This is a genomic window from Streptomyces sp. SCL15-4, from assembly GCF_033366695.1.
Classification (GTDB): Bacteria; Actinomycetota; Actinomycetes; order Streptomycetales; family Streptomycetaceae; genus Streptomyces.
Map to the genome: position 1 here is coordinate 4132311 of NZ_JAOBTQ010000001.1, position 19420 is coordinate 4151730.

Here is a 19420-nt window from a genome sequence, read left to right on the forward strand (position 1 = left end):
CGATCGATGCCCGGCTTCCGTCCGCAGCCCCCGGAGAGGTACGTGGACCACAACGAACTCGCCTGCTTCCTCGTCCTCGCCGAGGAACTGCACTTCGGCCGCACCGCCGACCGGCTGCGGCTGTCCCGGGCCCGGGTGAGCCAGCTCGTCCAGCGGCTCGAACGACGCGTCGGCGCGCCCCTGTTCACCCGGACCAGCCGGCGGGTGGCCCTCACCGACCTGGGCAGCGGACTGCGCGCGGAGCTGGAACCCCACTACCGCGGCATCCAGGACGCCCTGGCACACGCCGTGGCCGCGGCCCGCGCGGCGACGGCGGTCCTGCACGTCGGCTTCTCCACCCCGCTGGCCGGAGAGATCGCGCTGAAGACGGCCGAACGGCTGCGCGCCGCCCGTCCGGGGCTGACCGTCGAGGTGTGCGAGGTGCCGTTCGGCGATCCCTACGGCCTGCTGCGCCGCGGCGACTTCGACGTCCAGCTGACCGACTTCCCGGCGCGGGACACCGATCTGCGCCAGGGGCCCGTCCTGCTCACCGAGGGCCGGGTGCTCGCCGTCGCGGCGGGACATCCGCTGGCCGGACGGGACGCGGTGACGCCGGAGGACCTGGCCGGGGTCGCCCTGCTGGACGTCGAAGGAGACGTCCCGGAGCACTGGCGGCGGCACCGGACGCCGGACCGCACGCCCGGTGGCCGGCCGATCGGGCGGGGACCGTCCGTGACCTCCTTCCAGGAGGCGCTGACGCTCGTGGCCGGCGGCCGCGGCGCCCTGCTCACCGCGGCCCACACCGCCGTCTACCACGGCCGGCCCGGCGTCTCGTACGTACCGGTCGTCGGCGAGGAGCCGCTGCGCTACGGCGTGATGTGGCGGGCCGGCGACACCAACGGCACCGTACGGCTCTTCGCGGCCCTCGCCCACGAGGCCGCCCGGCACACCCCGCCGCCCTCTCCGTCCGCCCACCGCGTCCACGCGGCGTAGACACCCGGCGGACCGCGACACCCGGCGCGAATCCGCGGCGGCCCGCGACACGCGCCGTGACGCGCCGCCGGTTACTGCGTCCGGGTGCATCCCTCACCCGTACGGCCGCCCGGTGGCCTCGCCCAGGGCCCCCGGGGTGCGCCCGGGCGGTGAGGATGGCCGGTGACACCGCCGTCGTGGCACGGGCGGACGCGAGCATCGGGAGTGGGACGACTTGTGAGCATCCTGAACGAACCCCAGGGCGGTGGCGCGGCAGCCGAGGACTCCTACGAGAACGAGCTGCCGGTCCGGCGCAAGCAGCCCGGCAACGTCGTGGTGAGGTGGCTGACGACCACCGACCACAAGACGATCGGCACGCTCTATCTGACGACGTCGTTCGCGTTCTTCCTGATCGGCGGTGTGATGGCGCTGCTCATGCGCGCCGAGCTGGCCCGGCCGGGCCTGCAGATCATCTCCAACGAGCAGTTCAACCAGATGTTCACGATGCACGGCACCGTGATGCTGCTGATGTTCGCCACCCCGCTGTTCGCCGGATTCACCAACTGGATCATGCCGCTCCAGATCGGCGCGCCCGACGTGGCCTTCCCGCGGCTGAACATGTTCGCCTACTGGCTCTACCTGTTCGGCTCGCTCATCGCGGTCGGCGGCTTCCTCACCAACAACGGCGCGGCCGACTTCGGCTGGTTCGCCTACACCCCGCTGTCGGACGCCACCCGTACCCCCGGCGTCGGCGGCAACCTGTGGATCCTGGGCCTGGCCTTCTCCGGTTTCGGCACGATCCTCGGCGCCGTCAACTTCATCACCACGATCGTCTGCATGCGCGCCCCCGGCATGACCATGTTCCGCATGCCGATCTTCACCTGGAACGTGCTGCTGACCGGTGTGCTGGTCCTGCTCGCCTTCCCGGTGCTGGCCGCCGCCCTGTTCGCGCTGGCCGCGGACCGCATCTTCGGCGCCCACGTGTACGACCCGGCCAACGGCGGTCCGCTGCTCTGGCAGCACCTCTTCTGGTTCTTCGGCCATCCGGAGGTGTACATCATCGCCCTGCCGTTCTTCGGCATCGTCACCGAGATCATCCCGGTGTTCGCCCGCAAGCCGATCTTCGGATACATGGGCCTGGTGGCCGCCACCATCGCCATCGCCGGGCTGTCCGTGACCGTGTGGGCCCACCACATGTACGTCACCGGCGGCGCGCTGCTGCCCTTCTTCGCCTTCATGACCTTCCTGATCGCCGTACCGACCGGGGTGAAGTTCTTCAACTGGATCGGCACGATGTGGAAGGGCTCGCTGTCCTTCGAGACACCGATGCTGTGGGCGGCCGGCTTCCTCGTGACGTTCCTCTTCGGCGGACTGACCGGCGTCATCCTCGCCTCGCCGCCGATGGACTTCCACGTCTCCGACACCTACTTCGTGGTGGCCCACTTCCACTACGTGGTCTTCGGCACGGTCGTCTTCGCGATGTTCGCCGGATTCCACTTCTGGTGGCCCAAGTTCACCGGCAAGATGCTCGACGAACGCCTCGGCAAGATCACCTTCTGGACGCTGTTCGTCGGCTTCCACGGCACCTTCCTGGTCCAGCACTGGCTGGGCGCCGAAGGCATGCCGCGCCGCTACGCCGACTATCTGTCGTCCGACGGCTTCACCGCGCTGAACACGGTGTCCTCCATCAGCTCCTTCCTGCTCGGCCTGTCCATGCTGCCGTTCCTGTACAACGTCTGGAAGACCGCCAGGTACGGCCGCCCGGTCGGCATCGACGACCCCTGGGGCTACGGCCGTTCGCTGGAGTGGGCGACCTCCTGCCCGCCGCCCCGGCACAACTTCGTCACCCTGCCCCGGATCCGCAGCGAGTCCCCCGCCTTCGACCTGCACCACCCGGACATCGCGGCGCGGGAGCAGGAGGGCTACGAGATCGCCACCAGCGACCGGCCCCGCGGATGAGCGGCCTGCGCAAGCGGGGCGCCGGCACGGGCGGCGACCTCGGCAACGAGGCCGAGGGCTATCTGCTGTGGCAGGCCAGGATCGCCGAGGCGGAACAGCGCGCCCGCGAGTTCACCGGCCCCCTGGAGTGGCTGACGACGGCCCAGCGCGAGGAGGTCGAGCGGCACTACGCCGCCGACTGCCTGCGCCGGGCCCGGGCCGACCTGGAACGCGTCGCGGCCCGGTGCGTATCGCTGCGGGCCGAGTACGAGCACCGCTACCAGGAGCTGCGGCGGCGCTGTCTCGCCGTGGTGCTCGCGGTGTGCGCCGGCTGCACGGCGCTGGCCGCGCTGCTGCTCTCGCTGTGAGACCTCACCGGGCCGCGCCGCCCGGCCGGCCGGCGCCGTGGGCGAGCCACTCGGACCAGGTGAGGTTCCAGTCGCCGTAGCCGTTACCGGCCTCGACCGTGTCCTTGGAGCCGGTGACCCGGATGACATCACCGGCGACGACCCGCCGATCGGTCTGCGCCCCGGCGACGCCCGCTGGCTGTACGAACACACCGAGGCCGGCGCCCGGGTGGTGATCACGGGCAGCGGCACGTAGCTGGCCGGACCGGGTCAGCAGGCGGCGGCCGGGGCCACGCTCACCGCGTCGCGCTCCCAGGTGAGATGGCGGATCGAGGCCGCGTCGCCGCCCCCCTTGCCGCCCTTCGGCGCGACCTTGATCGTGACGCCGGAGCCGTCGACGGCCAGGAGTTCACCGCACAGGGACTGCCCCCGCGTGTGCACCCGTACCGTCGGCGCCGGGTCGTCCGGTCCCGGGGCCACCCAGGTGAGCAGGATGCCGGCGGCGGTGGCCAGCACGCCGAGCACCGCCGCCCAGCGCGCGGCGCCGATCCGCGACACGATCCGGTCCAGCTCCCGCGCCTCCCAGTCCAGGAGCCCCGCGGCATGGGCGTAGCGCAGCACGTCACCGGGCCGGCCGTGCGCGGCGGACACGGCGAGGAAGGCGGCGCCGAGCAGCAGCACCAGTCCCGCCGCCACCAGGACGACGACCGCCGGCCGGTAGCCGCCGGGGAGTTCGGCGACGTTCTCCCGGCCCTTGAGGACCAGCACCGCGGCCAGCAGCCCGGTCGCGGCGCCGAGGAAGTTCCGCCAGCCCTCCGCCTGCGCCCGCGCGATCTCCAGCTGGGCCTGCGCCATGGCGTCCAGCCGCTGCTGGGCGCGCTCCAGTTCCTCGGGCTCGTACCGGCGCGCCGGTGTCATGAGCCGGTGCCCCGCCGGCGGACCGCCACCCACTTGGCCCCGCAGCCGCCGGTCTCCTGCTGGTCGCCGGGATGAGGCAGCCGGCACCGGCAGCGCATGTACACCTCGTCCGGCGTCTCGTCCCGCCCGGACCTGCCGAGGGGCAGTCCCTTGGCCACCGAACCGGGCCTGATGTCCGGCACCGGATGGCTGGTCGCGCCGCCGCAGGCCGGGCAGGTGCCGGTGATGACGAGCCGGCCGCCGGATATCTCCCAGACGAATCCGCTCTGGTCCGGCAGGTGCCGGGACTCGAAGGGCTTGGGGTCGTGCGACATGCGGTCAGGTCCTCTCGTGCGGCGGCGGACGGAAGCCGAACAGGGGTGCGTAGTCGGCGAGCCGGGCGCGGACCTCGTCCACCGTCAGGTCCGTCTCCTCGGCCGCCAGGTCCAGGTGGTCCAGGCGGATCTCTCCGGACAGCACCGGTTCCCTGCCGGTGAGCCGGACGGTGAGCAGGACCACGTCCCGCCAGTCGGGGACGCGGTCGCGGTCCGGTTCGGGATACGGCAGCTCCAGCCCGACGCCGGTGAACGGCCCGAGCCGCCGGTACGTCTCCCGCAGCCCGCAGCCGAGCCGCGCGGCCGCGACGACCAGGCCGAGCGGAGGCAGCGTCCAGGAGCCCTCCAGGCAGGACTGGAGGAGGGCGTGTTCGGCGGCGGTGTCGCGTTCCCCGGGGTACGCCGGGCGCACGAAGCCCGGCGGTACCGGGACGGTGGGGGCGCCCAGCGGGGCGTAGGCGTTCAGTTCGGCGGCGGCCGTGGCGAGGTCGAGGCCGTGGCTGTCGGCGATGACGGTCAGGTCCCTCAGCGAGACGAACGATCCCCATCTCCCGCCGTCGCACAGCACGTCGCGCACGGAGCCGTTCGGTTTCAGTCCGGCGACGGCCTCGGGTACCTCGGGCACCTCGAAGCCGTAACCGGGTGCCTGGCTCCGCAGTAGTTCCGCGATGGTGCCGACGCTCTCCTGGTAGGCGGCGGCCAGCCCCACGAGGGAAGCGGGCGACAACCGGTCGTGCCGCCCGATGCTTCCCGCCAGGGTGGGGAACCTCCACCGATTGCGGACCATGTTCAGCAACTGCGGCTGCCCCTGCCGGAGCAGCGGTCGTGCGGAGCCCGGCCCGGCGTACCACGCGCGGACCGTGTCGACCGCCCGGCGCTCGACCAGACCCGCGTCCGCCAGCGCTTGGACCGCGGGGAGGTCTCCCGGCGGTACGACGGTGTTCCCCAGCCTCTCGAAGACCCGCAACAGCTCCCAGACCGTCATCACCGCGTCCCCGGCACCGGGCCGCTGCGCCGGGAGGGGCCCGCACCAGGCGGGCGGCGGGAACGAGGCGAGCGGGCCGGGATCCGCCACCTCGACGCCCAGCGGACCCGCCCATTCGGTCAGCCAGGACGCCGTGGCCCCGACCGTCTCCTCGCGCCGGGCGGCCAGCCGGACGAGGTGCCGCAGGCCGATCGGGTCGGGCGGCAGGAAGGGCGGCTGCGCGTCCACGTCACGGCTGAGCGCGGCGAGCTGCGGCTCGTCCAGGAGATACGGCAGTTCCGGTCCGGCGAGCCGGTAGCCGAGGGGAGCGAAACGGCGTACGACCGCCTCGATCTCGGCCGGCGGGATCCCCGTGGTGTGAGCCCTCCAGGCGACGTCCACCGGCCGCACGAGCGTGGAGAACGGCGAGGTCTCGAAGGGCACGCCCGGCCGGTCTCCCAGCAGGACCCGTGCCTCCCTCGCGTCCACGCGATGGGTTGCGAACTCGCCGAGGTCCGGTGGCGCGGGAAGCGAGGGGTCGAGCCGCGCCAGCTGTACGAACAGCTCCAACAGGGCCCCCAGGCTCACCTTCTCCCGGGCGGAGACCCGCACCAGCGCCTGCTGCACCGCGTGCCGCCCGGCCGGGCCCGTCTCCCCCGGCCCCGGTCCGGACGCCTGCTCGAACTGTTGGTACAACGTGGCCGCCAGGCGACTCGGCACCAGGCCGGCCAGGGCCCGGATGTCCGCCGCCTCCGGGACGCGCACGCCCACGACGGCGTACCGGCGCAGGCGCCGCGTCGCCTCCCGCAGCGAACACCCGGTGTTCGCCGCGGCGTGCAGCGGTTCCCCGAAGGACCCGCCCGGCACATCGCCGAACAGTGCCGCGTCGAGGGGCTCGGGCCGTGGCAGACCGGGCGGCGTGGGGAACGGCTCCACCTGCCGGTCGGCGCCCAGCACACTGCAGCGCCAGGCCTCGAAGAAGTACGCGTCGAGGGTGGTGATCTCGAACTCCTCCTCGACGATGTCGGCGTCGGAGGGCAGGCAGCCGACGTCACGCAACGCGACGACCGACCGTCCCCCCGCCCTGTCGATGCGCCGTTGCGGCACCGCCACCCGCACGTCCTTCGCCATCAGCCCGGCGAGGACGTCCTGGGCGAGCCGGGGCCAGGAGTTGGCGAGGTCCCACAGCCAGTCCAGCGGGAACGGCTGCCATGCCGAGCGGACCAGCTCGGGCACGGCCTCCTTCAGATCCTCCTCCACGCGGCGCTCGTCGTACCCGAGGAAGCGGTTGCGGTCGACGCTCAGCTCCGGCCGGTGCCTGCCCCGCAGGTTGACGACGTATCCCTCCGGGCGCTCGGTTCTGGAGACCAGCAGCCCGTCCGCCAGCAGCATGCCCTTGCCCCGCACCCACCAGACCCCCTCGGTGGCGGCGATGCGCGCCCCCGGCACGGACGAGTCGCCGTACAGCTCCCCCGGCCGCCACTGCGCCGGATCGCCGCCGTACTCCGTGGCGGTCACCCGCACCGGGCTCACCCACAGGAACTCGCGCAGCGCCGCGATCAGGGACGGGCGTCCCTCGTCCGTCTCCTCGGGGTCGTCGTGCAGGTACAGCCGGACCCGGGTGCCGCCGCCCAGCAGTGCGCCCTGTTCCCGGCTCAGGTGCATCAGGCCCGAACCGGCGGTGACGCTGGCCCGGTGGCCGTCGAGCGGGAGGCCGCCGGTCATGTCGACCGGCCGGGTGGTCACCTCGACCTCCTCGGCCAGCATGAAGTAGCTGAAGACGCCGATGCCGAAGCGGCTGTTGAGTTCCGTGGTGATGCCCCGGCGGCGCCAGCGGCGTATCTCCCGCATCCGGGCCGCGGACTGCTCGGAGCGGCGGCCGGCCTGGGCGAAGAGGTCCCGCAGCTCCTCGGCCGTCATGCCGACGCCGTTGTCCTCGCACTGGATGTAGGTCCGGCCGGTGTCCGGGTCGGTGCCCTGGGTGAAGACGATGTGGCATCCGGCGAGCTGCTCGCGCTCCGTGCGGCCGACGGCCCGCGGGTCGTGCTCGGTGTACCGGCGGCGGGCCTGGCGCACCCGGCAGGCGTCCAGGGCGTTCTGGTACAGCTCGCGCACCGCCAGCATCCGGTCGCCGTAGAGCTGGGTGCCCATGATGAGCGGCTTGACCTCGTCCTCGGCGAGCCGGAACCGGGGCGGGGGCTTGTCGAAGCCGCGCTGGCGCGGCAGCAGGCCCTCGGTCTTGACCAGCTGGGGCAGGCCGTGGAGGAGGTCGCCGTGGCGCAGGGTGCCCTGGGTGCGGCGGATGGAGTCCGAGACGGCGGCGATGCGCGTGGCGAGCCGGTCCAGCGCCGTGTACAGGGCCGCGCTGCCGCATTTGAACACCAGCCGCCAGACGGTGCCCGGCGCGGGACGGGGCGTTCCGCTCCCCGGCGGCCAGGGGCCGGTGGCGGGCTGGAAGCCGTCGTTCGCGGCGATCTCGGCCTTGACGCCCTCGGGCCGGACCTGGGTGGGTTCGCGCGGGCCGAGGTGGTCGACGAGGACGCCGTCGAGGCGGCGCGGGTCGATCGCGAGGAGTCCGGCGAGGGGCAGCAGCGTGGCCAGTTCGCGCGGGCGCCAGCTCCACCGGTCCGCCTCTCCGCACAGGTAGGCGCACAGGTCGGTGTCCCAGGGCGTGCCGTCGGGGGCGACGGTGTCGGCCGGGGCGCCGGTGCCGAGCTGGGAGACGACGTGGACGACGGCGCGCCGCAGCACACCGCGCTCGTCGGCGCTCAGGGTGAGGCCGGCGGCGCTCTCCGCGGCCCGCACCAGCAGGTCGGTCGCGGCGCGCAGGCTGTCCAGCTCGGCGTCCTGGCGCTGTTCCCACAGCAGGTCCCAGTCGGCGAGGAAGCGGTGCCGCAGCCAGTACTCGGCGCTGCGGGCGTCGGCCTTGTGCCCGCGGCGCAGCAGGGTGCGGCGGGTGGCCTCGGTCTGCCGGTGGGCGCGCCGTACGTCGCCCATGTCCCGGTCGAGGTGGGCCAGGAAGCCGTCCTCGGGCAGGTCGTGCGCGGGGGCGGGGTCGTCCGGGCCGTCGCCGTACAGGGTGCGCAGCGCGGCCAGGCCGCAGGAGAGCGCGGCCTCGCGCAGGAAGGGCGCGCCGAGCAGCACCACGGTCTCGACCAGGCTGAGCCGGGCGCCCGCGGCCTCGACGAGCTGGTCGAGCCGTTCGATCAGCCGTCGCGGGACGAGCGGGTCGTCCCACGGGTCGGCCTCGGGCTCCCGCCGCGCGCGGATGGCGATGGTCTTCTGCACCACCTGCGACAGGTGCTCCTTGGCCCGGCCGCGCCGGGCCGCCGTGGTGCCGTCGGTGCGCTCCCACAGGCCGGAGCTGAGGACGGCGTCCGTCCAGGGCCCGGCGGACTCCACGGCCTCGCACAGCGGTACGTCGGCGTGGGCGCCGCCCGTCCGGTCACGGCCCAGCCACCGGGCGTCGACCGTGGGCGGCCTGCGGTGGGTGTAGTTGGCCGCGATCTCCTCCGCGCGCCGCTCGACCCGTGCGATCACCTGGCCGAAGGTGCGGGCGGGGGACTCCGGGGCCAGGGTCTCGCTCAGGGCCGTGGCCAGGAGGCTGCCGGTGTCGGTGTGGCCGAGGGCCTCCTCGCCGGGGGCGCAGGCGCTCAGCAGGGCGACGTTGTCCCAGTGCCGGCCGATCGTGATCGCGTCGAAGGCGGGCGGCGGGACGTCTCCGCTGCTGCGGCAGGCGTCGAGGCAGAGCAGCACCGTGGCGCTGGAGCGCAAGGGGGCGAGCAGGTCGTCGGGGGCGATCTCGATGAGGCCGTGCGGGCCGAGAGTGCGCTCTCCGGCACGGCCCCAGCCCGCGCGGATGTCGCTGGGCACGAGGTAGTCGGTCTCGCCGAACCGGACGCCGTGGCCGGAGAAGTAGACGAGGCCGGTGTCGCCGTCCTCCAAAGAGTTCAGGAACCGGCCCAGTTCGTCGCGGACGCCGCCCTCGCCGGTCGTGTCCTCGTCGTCGAGCACGGTGACGTGCTCGGGCGGGTAGCCGCTGCGCAGCAGGGTGGCGCGCAGGGTCGCGACGTCCTGCACGGTGAAGGGCAGGGCCGGGAAGTGGTCCTTCAGCTCCTCCACCCGTTCCAGCTGTGGGTAGCCGGGCACCGCGATCAGCAGGGCCCGCCGTCGCCCGGCGGTCATCGCGCCTACTTCCCCCGCTCAGCGGCGAGTTGACACCTTGTCACGCATGGATGGCGATTATCGCAGAAGTACGCGCGCCGCTCGGGGGCCCGTCAGCCCTTGGCACCCCATACCGTGACGTCCATGCCCGGCACGGGGGCGTGGGCCGTGCCCGGCCGGTCGATGGCCGTGGCCTTCGAGGCGACGCTCCTGCCCTGGTCCGTGACGGTGCTCAGGGTCGCTCCCTCCACCACTCCGTTGGTCCCGGCCCTGGCCGCGTCCTCCATCCGGGTCGACGACAGCGGTGCCGTGCCCGCGGCCTCCCGGCAGGAGCCCGCGGTCGCCGCCTGCCCGGGAGCGAGGATGCCCGGCGCGCGTCTGCCGGCGGGTTCCGGACAGCCCCACAGCGGGGTGGGCGAGGGCGTGGACCGGCTCGGCGTGGCGTTCACGACGGGCGCGGTGCGCGCGGGCGGCTGCCTCGGCGTGCCGCCGCGCGCTTCGCCCGAGGGCGTACGCGAGGAGTCGCCGTTTCCGGCCTGCACATACGCGACGGCGCAGGCTGCGGCCACGACGGCGACGGCCGCCGCGGCGATCGTCCACCTGCGGCGGTTGCGGCGGGACGGCCCGGCGGCGGTCCCGGTGGGACGGGCGGGAACGGCGGTGCCGGGTAGTAGTTGTTCGTCCGGGTGCGGATGCTCTGATCGCGCTGAGCGGACTCGGACGCGTGACCGCTTCTCAGAACGGTCCGGGCAGCGCGGCGATGAGCGAGCCCAGCGCCGTGGCGAGCGAGGCGGCGGGGCCGATGCCGTCGAGGAGCGCCCGGCCCCGGCCGGGCCGGCGGCCCACCGTGTCCGCCGTGGCGTCGGGGTGCCGCGCGGCCTGCGCGGCCCGGCTCAGCCCGTGCCGTACGTCGGCGGCGGTCTCCGCGTCGAGCGCGCCGTGCGCCTCGGCCCGGCCGGTCCCCTCGGCCGGCGCCCGGAGCCGGCCCACCGGTTCCTCCCGGCCCGGCCGGTACTCACTCCTCGTGGGTGGTCCGCGTCGGGGTGGACCGGCCCGGCGGGGGCAGCTGGTCCAGCCGGGTGCGGGTGAGCAGCACGTCACCGATGAAGAGGTCGTACACGAGGATGCCGAGCGCGCCACCGATCAGCGGGCCGACGATCGGGATCCACCAGTAGCCGCTGAAGGCGCCGGACACGCTGCCCGGGAACGCCAGGCTGCCCCAGCCCGCCGCGTAGGTGAACAGACGGGGGCCGAAGTCGCGGGCCGGGTTGATGGCGTAGCCCGCGTTGGCGCCGTAGGACATGCCGATGGCCGCGACGACGAGGCCGACGATCAGCGGGCCGAGGTTGGCCTGCACGGCCTGGTTGCGCAGGTCGAGGACGGCGGCGATCAGCATCAGCAGGAAGGCCGTGCCGACGATCTGGTCGATCAGCGGGCCCCAGACGCCGCCGTGGAAGTAAGGGGCCGGGAAGGTGGCGAAGATGGAGAACGTGGTGTTCGTGTGCCCGTTCACCTTCGGCCCGGTCACGGTGCTGTCGAAGGCGTTGATCGCGGCGTGGTAGACGAGGTAGACCAGCGCCGCGCCGGTGAGGGCGCCGACGACCTGGGCGAACCAGTACGGCAGCACCTTGGCCCAGGAGAAGCCCCGGCGCAGGGCCATGGCCAGGGTGACCGCCGGGTTGAGGTGGGCGCCGCTGATCCCGCCGGCTACGTAGACGCCGAACATGACGGCGAAGGCCCAGCCCCAGGCGATGAGCAGCCAGTCGCCGGCCGCCAGGAAGATCGTGGTCGGCGTGGCGGCCCGCCCGGAGCCCGGCAGCGCCGCGACCGCCATCGCGACCACGCCGCAGCCGAAGGAGATGAGGACGAAAGTCCCGAGGAACTCCGCCATGCACTCGCCCAGCAGACCGCCCCGGCTTCTGAGACGGGACGGCTTGACGAGCGGAGGGATGTCCACAGCCATGAGGCCCCCTTTGACGAGAGCAATGCGGCCAATGTCACCATATTGACGCACAACGTCACTCGCCGCAGGACGAACGCTCCCGGCCACCCGCAAGGGTGGCCCACGAGGACGACTCGCGTGGACGACTCGCGAGCGTGAGTGGCCCGCGAGTGCGGCCCGCGAAGAGAGACGTCGCGGTCTCAGCCGCCCGTCGGCCGGGCGGCCGATGCCGGTGCCGGTGGACTGTCGGCCGCTCCGGCCGGGCCCGCGTTGGCCGCCAGGAGGAGGCCGGACGCGGCGATCACGGCCGCGGCGACGCCCCGGGCGGCGGAGACCCGTCCAACCGGCCGGACGGGAGTGCGGGTGTGGGGTGCGTAAGGTGCGGATGTACGTCCGGACACGGCGACCTCGCAACACGACAGCGGAGTGTCAAGCATGCTTAATCCGCCGTTTAACCTAGGTGCTGTCGCGGCCCAACGGCAAGGGCGGCCCGGGGAGTTGGGGGGCAGGACAGCATGCGCGAGCGAGACGATCCGGAGGTCATCGGGCGGCGGGTGCAGCGGCTGCGCGCGCAGCGGGGGCTGACCCAGCGGCAGCTGGCCGAGCCCGCGTACACGCCCGCCTACATCTCCACCGTGGAGGCGGGCCGGGTCCGGGCCTCCGACGAGGCGCTCCGGCACATCGCGGACCGGCTCGGGGTCGCCTTCGAGGAACTGACCGTCGGCCGTCCCGCCCACCTCGCCACCGGCCTGCGGCTGCGGCTCACCGAGGCCCAGCGCGTCCTCGCCGACGGCCGGGCCGAGGAGGCCGCCGCCCGGTACGGCGCGGTGCGCGCGGAGGCGGAGGCCCACGGACTCGTCCGCGAACAGGCCGCCGCGCTGCTCGGACTCGGCGAATGCGCGCTGGAGACGGGCGAGCTGAGCAAGGCCCGGGACTGCTTCGAGCGGGCCGAGGAACACCTGGCCGACCAGGCCCTGCCGGTACGGGTCCCCGCGCTGCGCGGCCGTGCCGTCGCCCATTACCTCGCCGGCGAACTCCGCTACGCCGTCTACCTCTTGGAGTCCACCCTCGACGAGCTGAACCGCGGCGGACTGCACGACCCCGACGCGCTGCTGCTGCTCTACGCCAGCGTCATCGGCCCGTACATGGACATGGGCGCCCACGCCCGCGCCGCCCAGGCCGCCGAGTTCGCCCTCGCGCTCGCCCCGCGGGCCGGCGATCCCGCGCTGATCGCCCGGATGCACCGCTCGGTCGCCCGCACCCTGCTCGCCGAGGGCAAGCTCGCCGAGGCCGACGCCTCCCTGGCCAAGGCGGCCGAGCTGTACCGCCAGCTGCGGCTGCGCACCGAGCTGGCCAACTGCCACTGGATGCGCGGCTACGTCTACGCGCAGAACGGCGAACTGGACCGCGCGGAGGAGGAGTTGCGCAAGGCGTACGGCATGCTCGCGCGGTCCCGGGCCGCCCTGTACCGCAGCCAGGCCGCCGTCGAACTCGCCGACGTGCTGCACCGCCGGGGCCGGTCCGAGGAGGCCGCCGAGCTGCTCCGGGACGTCCTCGGGGACTTCTCCTCCGAGCGCGGCGCCGTGCACGCCGCCGCCGCGCACCGCCTTCTCGGCATCATCGCCGAGGACGCCCGGGACACCGAGACCGCCGAGGAGCACTACGTCCGCGCCCTCAGCCTGCTGGAACGCGCGGGCGCCGCCGGCGATCTCGCCGACCTGTGCCGGCTGCTGGGCGACCTGCTGCGCCGCACGGGCCGGACCGAGGCCGCCCTGGACGCCTACCGCACCGGCCTCGGCCACCGCACCGCCCCCGGCACCACCACCCTGGGCCCGGCCCCGGCCCAGCCCCCGCTGTGACCCCACGCCCGCGCACCGGCACCCACCGCACCCCGCCCGTTCACACCTGCGCCCTGCCCTGCCTGCGGATGTCCGCGAGCCGCAGGGCGCCGATCTGGACGGCCGCCTGGGTCGCCTCGTTCGGCACGTCGCCGAGGCCGCCGTTGGTGAGCGCGAAGGCGTCCTCGCCGACCCGGACGGCGGCCACGTCCATCGTCAGCAAAAACCGCTGCCCGTCGGGCCGGGTCGTCGCGCAGGTGACGCGCAGGCCCTGGCGGGCGTCCCCGACCTCCGGCAGCGCGGCGGCCGTCACCTGCACGTCCTCCACCAGCCCCAGCTCCGTGGTGGCCGTGAACCGGGCGCAGCGCACCGGCATCTCCCCCAGCCACTCCAGCGTGGCGTCGACGTCCGCCGGACGGCGCGCACCGATCTGGAACCGCAGCTGCGCCTCGGTGTCGGCGTCGTCCAGGCCGACGGCGACGCGCGCCGGCGCGCCGAGGAGTTCGTCGCTGTAGAGAGCGTCCAGCAGCCGCTGGCACTCACCGGCCGCCGTGCGGCCCTTCAGCAGCCCGTCCCGCCAGGTGGCCGCGCCGCGCGTGGCGGTCCAGGGGGCGCCGAGGTCGGTCTGGTTGATCAGCGCGGCCTCGGCCTGCTCGTCGCTGAGCGTGGAACCGTCGGCCCGCCGGGGCGCCACGGACGTCACCGCCTGCCGGTCCACCGTGGGCAGCGGGTGCGGCGCGCTCGCCGGGTGGTGCAGCCCGAGGGCCGCGCAGCCGCCGCCGAGCAGCAGGCCGGTGGCGAGGAGGGGGCGCAGGACGGCACGGGGGAGGCGGGGGACGCGCGGGGATATCGCGGGGGACATCGGTGCCTCCTGTGCTGTGTGCGGCCGGCGGGACCCTGGTCTCACGGCACCACCGGGCCGGTCCGGGCACCAGCGCTCGGGGCCGTACGGGTGAGCGGGCCGACCCGGCGGGAGCGGGCGCCGGCGGAAATCCCGTGGAACGGGCCGTAAAAGGGCCGTACGGCGCGGTTTCCGTCCCCTCCACGCGGCGCGCCCCGCAGGGCCCGTCGAGCACGACGACACCGCGGACCGTCCCGGCGCGCCGACACCTGAACCGGCGTCCGAGCCGCCTCGCCGCGAACTCGGCCTGTCCGGCACCGCTGTGCCGACGGGCGCCGGACCGCCGTAGAGATCCACGGCGGCGCGTTCCCGGCCCGGCAGGCTGATCGTGCTGCCGGGGAGCGGCCGGAGCGGGCGGAGGCGGTGGTGCGGGAGGCGGCCGCAGCCGGTCGGCGCGCCGAACCGGCCGGCCCCGCCGAGGGCACTCCCGGGGCCGGGGTCCGGACCGCGCGGCCGGTGCCGTACCAGGCGGTGACCGGCGCCCGGGAGACCGGCGCCGGACCGGGCGCCGTACGGCTGCGGGACGGGCCGCGGCCGGGTGCGCTGCCGGTGGTGCCGGAGCTGCCGCGCCGGAGCGCCGCTCGGGTGGCGGCCCGCTCCATCTCGCTCCGGGACGAACCGGCCGGCTCCGCTGCCCTGTCCTAAGGTCGGCACGACGGAAGGAGTCCGCCGTGACCGGACAGCCCATACCCGTGATCATCGACTGCGACACCGGCGTCGACGACGCCCTGGCCCTGCTCTTCGCCGTCCGCCACCCCGGACTCGACCTCCGCGCCGTGACCTGCGTGGCCGGGAACACCGACGTGGACGGGGTGGTCCGCAACACCCTGACCGTGCTGGACCGGGCGGGCGCCCCCGGCATCCCGGTGGCGCGGGGAGCCGAGCGCCCGCTGATCGAGCCGGCCCGCCCGGCGCCGGTGCACGGCGCCGACGGCATGGGCGACCTGGGCCTGCCGGCGCCCGCCCGGCTCCCGGCGGACGTGGACGCGGTCACCCTGCTGCGCCGGGAGATCCTCGCCTCCCCGCGCCCCGTCACGCTGATCCCGACCGCCCCGCTGACCAACATCGCGCTGCTGCTGCGCACTCACCCGGAGGTCACCCGGAACATCGAGCGGATCGTGTTCATGGGCGGGGCGGTGACCACCGGGAACGCCACCCCGGTCGCCGAGTTCAACGTGTGGCACGACCCGGAGGCCGCGGCGGTGCTGCTCACGGCCGGGGTGCCGATCACCATGTACGGCCTGGACGTGTTCCGGCGGGTCGTCGTCCCCGGCGCCGAGGTGCGCCGGCTGCGGGAGAGCGACGAGCCCGGCACCCGGCTGGCCGGCGACCTCCTCGCCCACCGGCCGGCCCACCAGGGCGAGCCGCCGCAGGCCGAGGAGGCGGGCGGGCTCGGCGACGCGGGTGCGGTGTGCGCGGTCGCCGACCCGGCGGGACTCACCACCCGGCTGCTGCCGGTCGAGGTCTCGCTGGCGCCCGGCCCGGCCCGCGGCCAGACCGTCGTGGACCTCCGGCCCCGCCCCGGCGAGTCCGAGATCCACGGCGACGGACGCGAACGGGCGCTCGTGGACGTGGCGTTGGACGTGGACGTGGACCGGTACGTGCGGCTGTACCTGGAGACGGTGGAACGGCCCTGAGGGAGCGCTCCCGCCCCGGACGGCCGCCCTCGGCCCGTACAAAAAGGGGGTCCGGATTCCGCGGGGAGGGCTTTTTAGGTCATCGTCCGGCCCGCCCGTACGGCCCCGTCCCCGGCGGTCACATGGGTGAGCGTGCGTTCACGGCCCTGAACCAGGGGTGGCGCGGCGCCGCGTTTCGGCCCGGAACCGCAAAGGGATGGTTGTGACTCGGCAAAACCTTTTTTACTCTGCGGCCACCGGACCGGACAACGAAAAACCGGGTGCCTCTCCGAGGAAGGGCACCCGGCCGGTCTGGTGCGGAACACGCCGCGCGGCCAACGGCTTTGGCGGGCAGAGGGTCGCAGCGGCACCACGCCCACGCAACCAGTGACCCCGGAGGATACCGTGAGCCACCCCAACCGGCTACGCGATGCCATCCACGCGGACGGGACCACGCCGCTCATCGGCGTGTTCGACATGTTCTCCGCGTCCGTGGCGGCCCGGCACTACGACGGCATGTTCGTCTCGGGCTTCGGCTTCGCCGCGTCCCACTACGGCCTGCCGGACATCGGCTTCATCGCCTGGCCCGACATCATCGCCTTCGTCCAGCGCCTGCGCATGGCGTTCCCCGCGCAGCACCTGCTGGTCGACATCGACGACGGCTACGTGGACCCGGAGACCGCGTGCCACGTCGTACAGAACCTGGAGGCCGTCGGCGCCTCCGGCGTCATCCTGGAGGACCAGAAGCGGCCCCGGCGCTGCGGCCACGTCGACGGCAAGCAGGTGCTGCCGCTGGAGGAGTACCTGGAGAAGCTGGACATGGTCCTGCGGTCCCGCCGGGACCTGGTGGTGGTGGCCCGCACCGACGCCACCGAGGAGGACGAGATCCTGCGCCGCGCCAAGGCGCTCGCCGCGACCGACGCCGACGTGGTGCTGGTCGACGGGGTGCGCAGCGTGGACTGGATCCACAAGGTGCGGCGGGTCATCGGGGACAAGCCGCTGCTGTTCAACCAGATCGCCGGCGGCAAGTCGCCGCGGCTGTCCCTGAGCGAACTGACCGAGCTGGGCGTCGACGTCGCCATCTACAGCACGCCGTGCCTGTTCGCGGCGCAGACCGCCATCGACCGGGCGCTGACCGACCTGAAGGAGGCCGACGGCCGCCTGCCCCGGACGGGCCCGGACAGCGTGGGGGTCGCCGAGTGCCTGGCCCTGCTGGAGAAGAACATCAGCCGCCACCACGTCCACGTCCCGGCATGACCTGACCCGCCCCAGGGGACCGCGCACCCACCACGCGCGGTCCCCACCACCCCGGCACCCGCCACGGTCCGGGCCCCGCCACCGCCTTGGTCCACGACCGCCTTGGCCCGCCACCGACCGGGACCCACGACCGGCTCGGGGCCCGCCCCCGTCCCATGCCACCCGCTTCCAAGGCAGGAGCGCATGTCTCAGACGTCCACCGGAACGGTCCGCGGCCTGGCGCGCCGTGTCGACTGGTACATCGTCGCGCTGTTCGGCGCGATCGGGATCGCCGCGCTCGTCCCGGCCGAGGACACGGCGGCCGAGGCCGTCTCGTGGCTGACCAAGCTGGCGATCGGCCTGCTGTTCTTCCTCTACGGCGCCCGGCTCTCCCCGCAGGCCGCGCTGGACGGCGTACGCCACTGGCGGCTGCACCTGCCGGTGCTGGCCCTGACGTTCGCGGCCTTCCCGCTGCTCGGGCTGGCGGCGCGGCTGCTGCCGGACGCGGCGCTCGGCGCCGAGCTGACCGCCGGCGTGCTGTTCCTGGCCGTGCTGCCGTCCACGGTCCAGTCCTCCATCGCCCTCACCTCCCTGGCCCGCGGCAACGTGGCCGCCGCACTGTGCTCCGCGTCGTTCTCCACGGTGCTGGGCGTGCTGCTCACCCCCGTACTGGCCGTCGCGCTGATCGGCGGCGGCAAGGGCGGCGGCGTTCCGGTCGGGTACGGCCAACTGGGCGACATAGCCGTCCAGTTGCTGCTGCCGTTCCTCGCCGGGCAGGCGGTGCGGCGCTGGATCTCCGGCTGGCTCGGCCGGCACCGCAAGGTGATCGGGCGCTGCGACCGGGGCTCGATCCTGCTCGTCGTCTACGCGGCGTTCAGCCAGGGCATGACCACCGGCATCTGGCAGCGGGTGTCCCCCGGCCGCCTCCTCCTGCTCGGCGCACTCGTGGCGGTGCTGCTCGCGCTCGCCCTGCTGCTCGCCGACCGCTCGGCGCGGGCGCTGCGGCTGCTCCGCGAGGACCGGGTGACGGCGGTCTTCTGCGGGGCGACCAAGAGCCTGGCGAGCGGGCTGCCGATGGCCTCCGTGCTGTTCCCGGCGGACGAGGTCGCCATGACCGTCCTGCCGCTGATGCTCTACCACACCCTCCAGCTGGTGGTCTGCGCCGCGCTCGCCCGCCGGCTCAGTCGGACGGCGCCGCCCGCACCGACCAGCGCTCTTCGACCCGCGCCAGCCGCCAGTACCCCAGCGCCGCCGCCCACACCGCCACGAACAGGCCGACGATGAGATAGCCGACGTTGCCCAGGTCCAGGCCGGCCACCCAGCCGGTGACCGGATCGCTGAGGTGGAACTTCTCGTGCAGGACGCCGACCAGTTCGATGGTGCCGATGAAGAAGGCCACGGCGATGGACAGGCCGGTGATGGCGAGGTTGTAGAAGACCTTGCGGACGGGGTTGGCGAACGCCCACTGGTAGGCGAAGTTCATGAACGTGCCGTCCAGGGTGTCGAACAGGCTCATCCCGGCGGCGAACAGCAGCGGCAGGCACAGGATGGCGTACCAGGGCAGGCCGGCCGCCGCGCCCGAGCCGGCCATCACCATCAGGGTGACCTCGGTGGCCGTGTCGAAGCCGAGCCCGAAGAGGAAGCCCAGCGGGTACATCTGCCCCGGCCGGGACACGGACCTGGTCAGCCGGCCCAGCAGCCGGTTCATGAACCCGCGCGAGTCCAGGTGCCGTTCCAGCTCCGTCTCGTCGTACGCTCCCGCCCGCATCGCCCGGAAGACCTTGAGGATGCCCGCCAGGGCCATCAGGTTCAGCGCGGCGATGAGATAGAGGAACGACCCGGAGATCGTCGTACCGAGCACCCCGAGCACCTGGTGGGTGGCGGAACCCTCGTTCATCACCTTCCCGGCCAGCGAGGTGCCGCCCGCGATCAGCAGCGCCAGCAGCACGACCACGCTGGAGTGCCCGAGCGCGAACCAGAACCCCACCGACACCGGCCGCTTGCCGTCGGCCATCAGCTTGCGGGTGGTGTTGTCGATCGCCGCGATGTGGTCGGCGTCGAAGGCGTGCCGCATCCCGAGGGTGTAGGCGGTGATCCCGAGCCCCACACCGAACACCTCGGTCCCGACCTTGTAGTGCCGGGGCGCGACCAGCAGATAGAGAATCCCGAACGCGACGACATGCAGGGCGAGGATCACCACCAGCAGCCCCGCCGTCTTGACGGTGTCCTCGCGTCGCCAGCGGAAAGAAGCAGCATCGGCCATCGGGTTCACGCTCCAGCACCTCGTGGAT

General features: G+C 73.9%; 17 protein-coding genes. 8 read left to right on the forward strand and 9 right to left on the reverse strand.

Going from position 1 to position 19420, the window contains the following annotated elements:
• The first annotated feature begins 42 nt into the window (after positions 1–42).
• From SCK26_RS18065 to SCK26_RS18075, 3 genes are all read left to right on the forward strand, one after another.
• Positions 43–972, forward strand: a complete 930-nt coding sequence (locus tag SCK26_RS18065; RefSeq protein ID WP_318202332.1) for a LysR family transcriptional regulator — start codon at positions 43–45, stop codon at positions 970–972.
• A gap of 216 nt (positions 973–1188) precedes the next feature.
• Positions 1189–2910 (forward strand): cytochrome c oxidase subunit I, encoded by a 1722-nt coding sequence (ctaD, locus tag SCK26_RS18070; protein WP_318202333.1) that lies wholly within the window; start codon positions 1189–1191, stop codon positions 2908–2910.
• Positions 2907–3257 carry a cytochrome C oxidase subunit I gene (locus SCK26_RS18075; protein WP_318202334.1) on the forward strand — a complete coding sequence of 117 codons (351 nt, stop codon included), beginning with the start codon at positions 2907–2909 and terminating at the stop codon, positions 3255–3257. Before ctaD ends, SCK26_RS18075 begins: the two co-directional genes overlap by 4 nt.
• Positions 3258–3261: 4 nt before the next feature.
• Here the strand turns inward: SCK26_RS18075 and SCK26_RS18080 are convergent, their stop codons facing one another.
• From SCK26_RS18080 to SCK26_RS18110, 7 genes are all read right to left on the reverse strand, one after another.
• Positions 3262–3447, reverse strand: coding sequence for a hypothetical protein (locus SCK26_RS18080; RefSeq protein ID WP_318202335.1), 186 nt, complete (start codon positions 3445–3447; stop codon positions 3262–3264).
• Positions 3448–3506: 59 nt separating this feature from the next.
• Positions 3507–4154: a hypothetical protein gene (locus SCK26_RS18085; protein ID WP_318202336.1), complete on the reverse strand. Its 648-nt coding sequence runs from the start codon at positions 4152–4154 to the stop codon at positions 3507–3509.
• The gene (locus SCK26_RS18090; RefSeq protein ID WP_318202337.1) at positions 4151–4468 is read right to left on the reverse strand and encodes a hypothetical protein; all 318 of its coding nucleotides are present in this window, start codon (positions 4466–4468) and stop codon (positions 4151–4153) included. Before SCK26_RS18090 ends, SCK26_RS18085 begins: the two co-directional genes overlap by 4 nt.
• Before the next feature lie 4 nt (positions 4469–4472).
• A complete protein-coding gene (locus SCK26_RS18095) occupies positions 4473–9617 on the reverse strand; it encodes a caspase family protein (protein WP_318202338.1) in 5145 nt (1714 codons plus the stop codon).
• 92 nt (positions 9618–9709) lie between these two features.
• On the reverse strand, positions 9710–10165 hold the full coding sequence (locus tag SCK26_RS18100; protein WP_318202339.1) for a hypothetical protein: 456 nt from the start codon (positions 10163–10165) through the stop codon (positions 9710–9712).
• Positions 10166–10331: 166 nt separating this feature from the next.
• Positions 10332–10586, reverse strand: a complete 255-nt coding sequence (locus SCK26_RS18105; protein ID WP_318202340.1) for a hypothetical protein — start codon at positions 10584–10586, stop codon at positions 10332–10334.
• 25 nt (positions 10587–10611) lie between these two features.
• Entirely contained in the window at positions 10612–11559 is a 948-nt protein-coding gene (locus SCK26_RS18110) for an MIP/aquaporin family protein (protein ID WP_318202341.1), read from the reverse strand.
• 494 nt (positions 11560–12053) lie between these two features.
• Between SCK26_RS18110 and SCK26_RS18115 the strand changes: the two genes are divergently transcribed.
• Positions 12054–13397 (forward strand): tetratricopeptide repeat protein, encoded by a 1344-nt coding sequence (locus SCK26_RS18115; protein WP_318202342.1) that lies wholly within the window; start codon positions 12054–12056, stop codon positions 13395–13397.
• Positions 13398–13437: 40 nt separating this feature from the next.
• Here the strand turns inward: SCK26_RS18115 and SCK26_RS18120 are convergent, their stop codons facing one another.
• Positions 13438–14238 (reverse strand): hypothetical protein, encoded by an 801-nt coding sequence (locus SCK26_RS18120; RefSeq protein WP_318202343.1) that lies wholly within the window; start codon positions 14236–14238, stop codon positions 13438–13440.
• Positions 14239–14643: 405 nt separating this feature from the next.
• Here SCK26_RS18120 and SCK26_RS18125 point away from each other — a divergent pair, with 405 nt between their 5' ends.
• The 4 genes from SCK26_RS18125 (at position 14644) to SCK26_RS18140 (ending at position 18413) form a co-directional block, all read left to right on the forward strand.
• Positions 14644–14922 (forward strand): hypothetical protein, encoded by a 279-nt coding sequence (locus SCK26_RS18125; protein WP_412080758.1) that lies wholly within the window; start codon positions 14644–14646, stop codon positions 14920–14922.
• A gap of 26 nt (positions 14923–14948) precedes the next feature.
• On the forward strand, positions 14949–15914 hold the full coding sequence (locus tag SCK26_RS18130) for a nucleoside hydrolase (RefSeq protein ID WP_318202344.1): 966 nt from the start codon (positions 14949–14951) through the stop codon (positions 15912–15914).
• Positions 15915–16298: 384 nt separating this feature from the next.
• On the forward strand, positions 16299–17150 hold the full coding sequence (locus tag SCK26_RS18135) for an isocitrate lyase/PEP mutase family protein (RefSeq protein WP_318202345.1): 852 nt from the start codon (positions 16299–16301) through the stop codon (positions 17148–17150).
• A 183-nt stretch (positions 17151–17333) separates the two neighbouring features.
• Positions 17334–18413 carry a bile acid:sodium symporter family protein gene (locus SCK26_RS18140; protein ID WP_318202346.1) on the forward strand — a complete coding sequence of 360 codons (1080 nt, stop codon included), beginning with the start codon at positions 17334–17336 and terminating at the stop codon, positions 18411–18413.
• On the opposite strand, the gene SCK26_RS18145 is transcribed toward SCK26_RS18140, so the two are convergent.
• Positions 18310–19392: a HoxN/HupN/NixA family nickel/cobalt transporter gene (locus SCK26_RS18145; protein ID WP_318202347.1), complete on the reverse strand. Its 1083-nt coding sequence runs from the start codon at positions 19390–19392 to the stop codon at positions 18310–18312. The genes SCK26_RS18140 and SCK26_RS18145 overlap by 104 nt on opposite strands.
• Between the last annotated feature and the right edge of the window lie 28 nt (positions 19393–19420).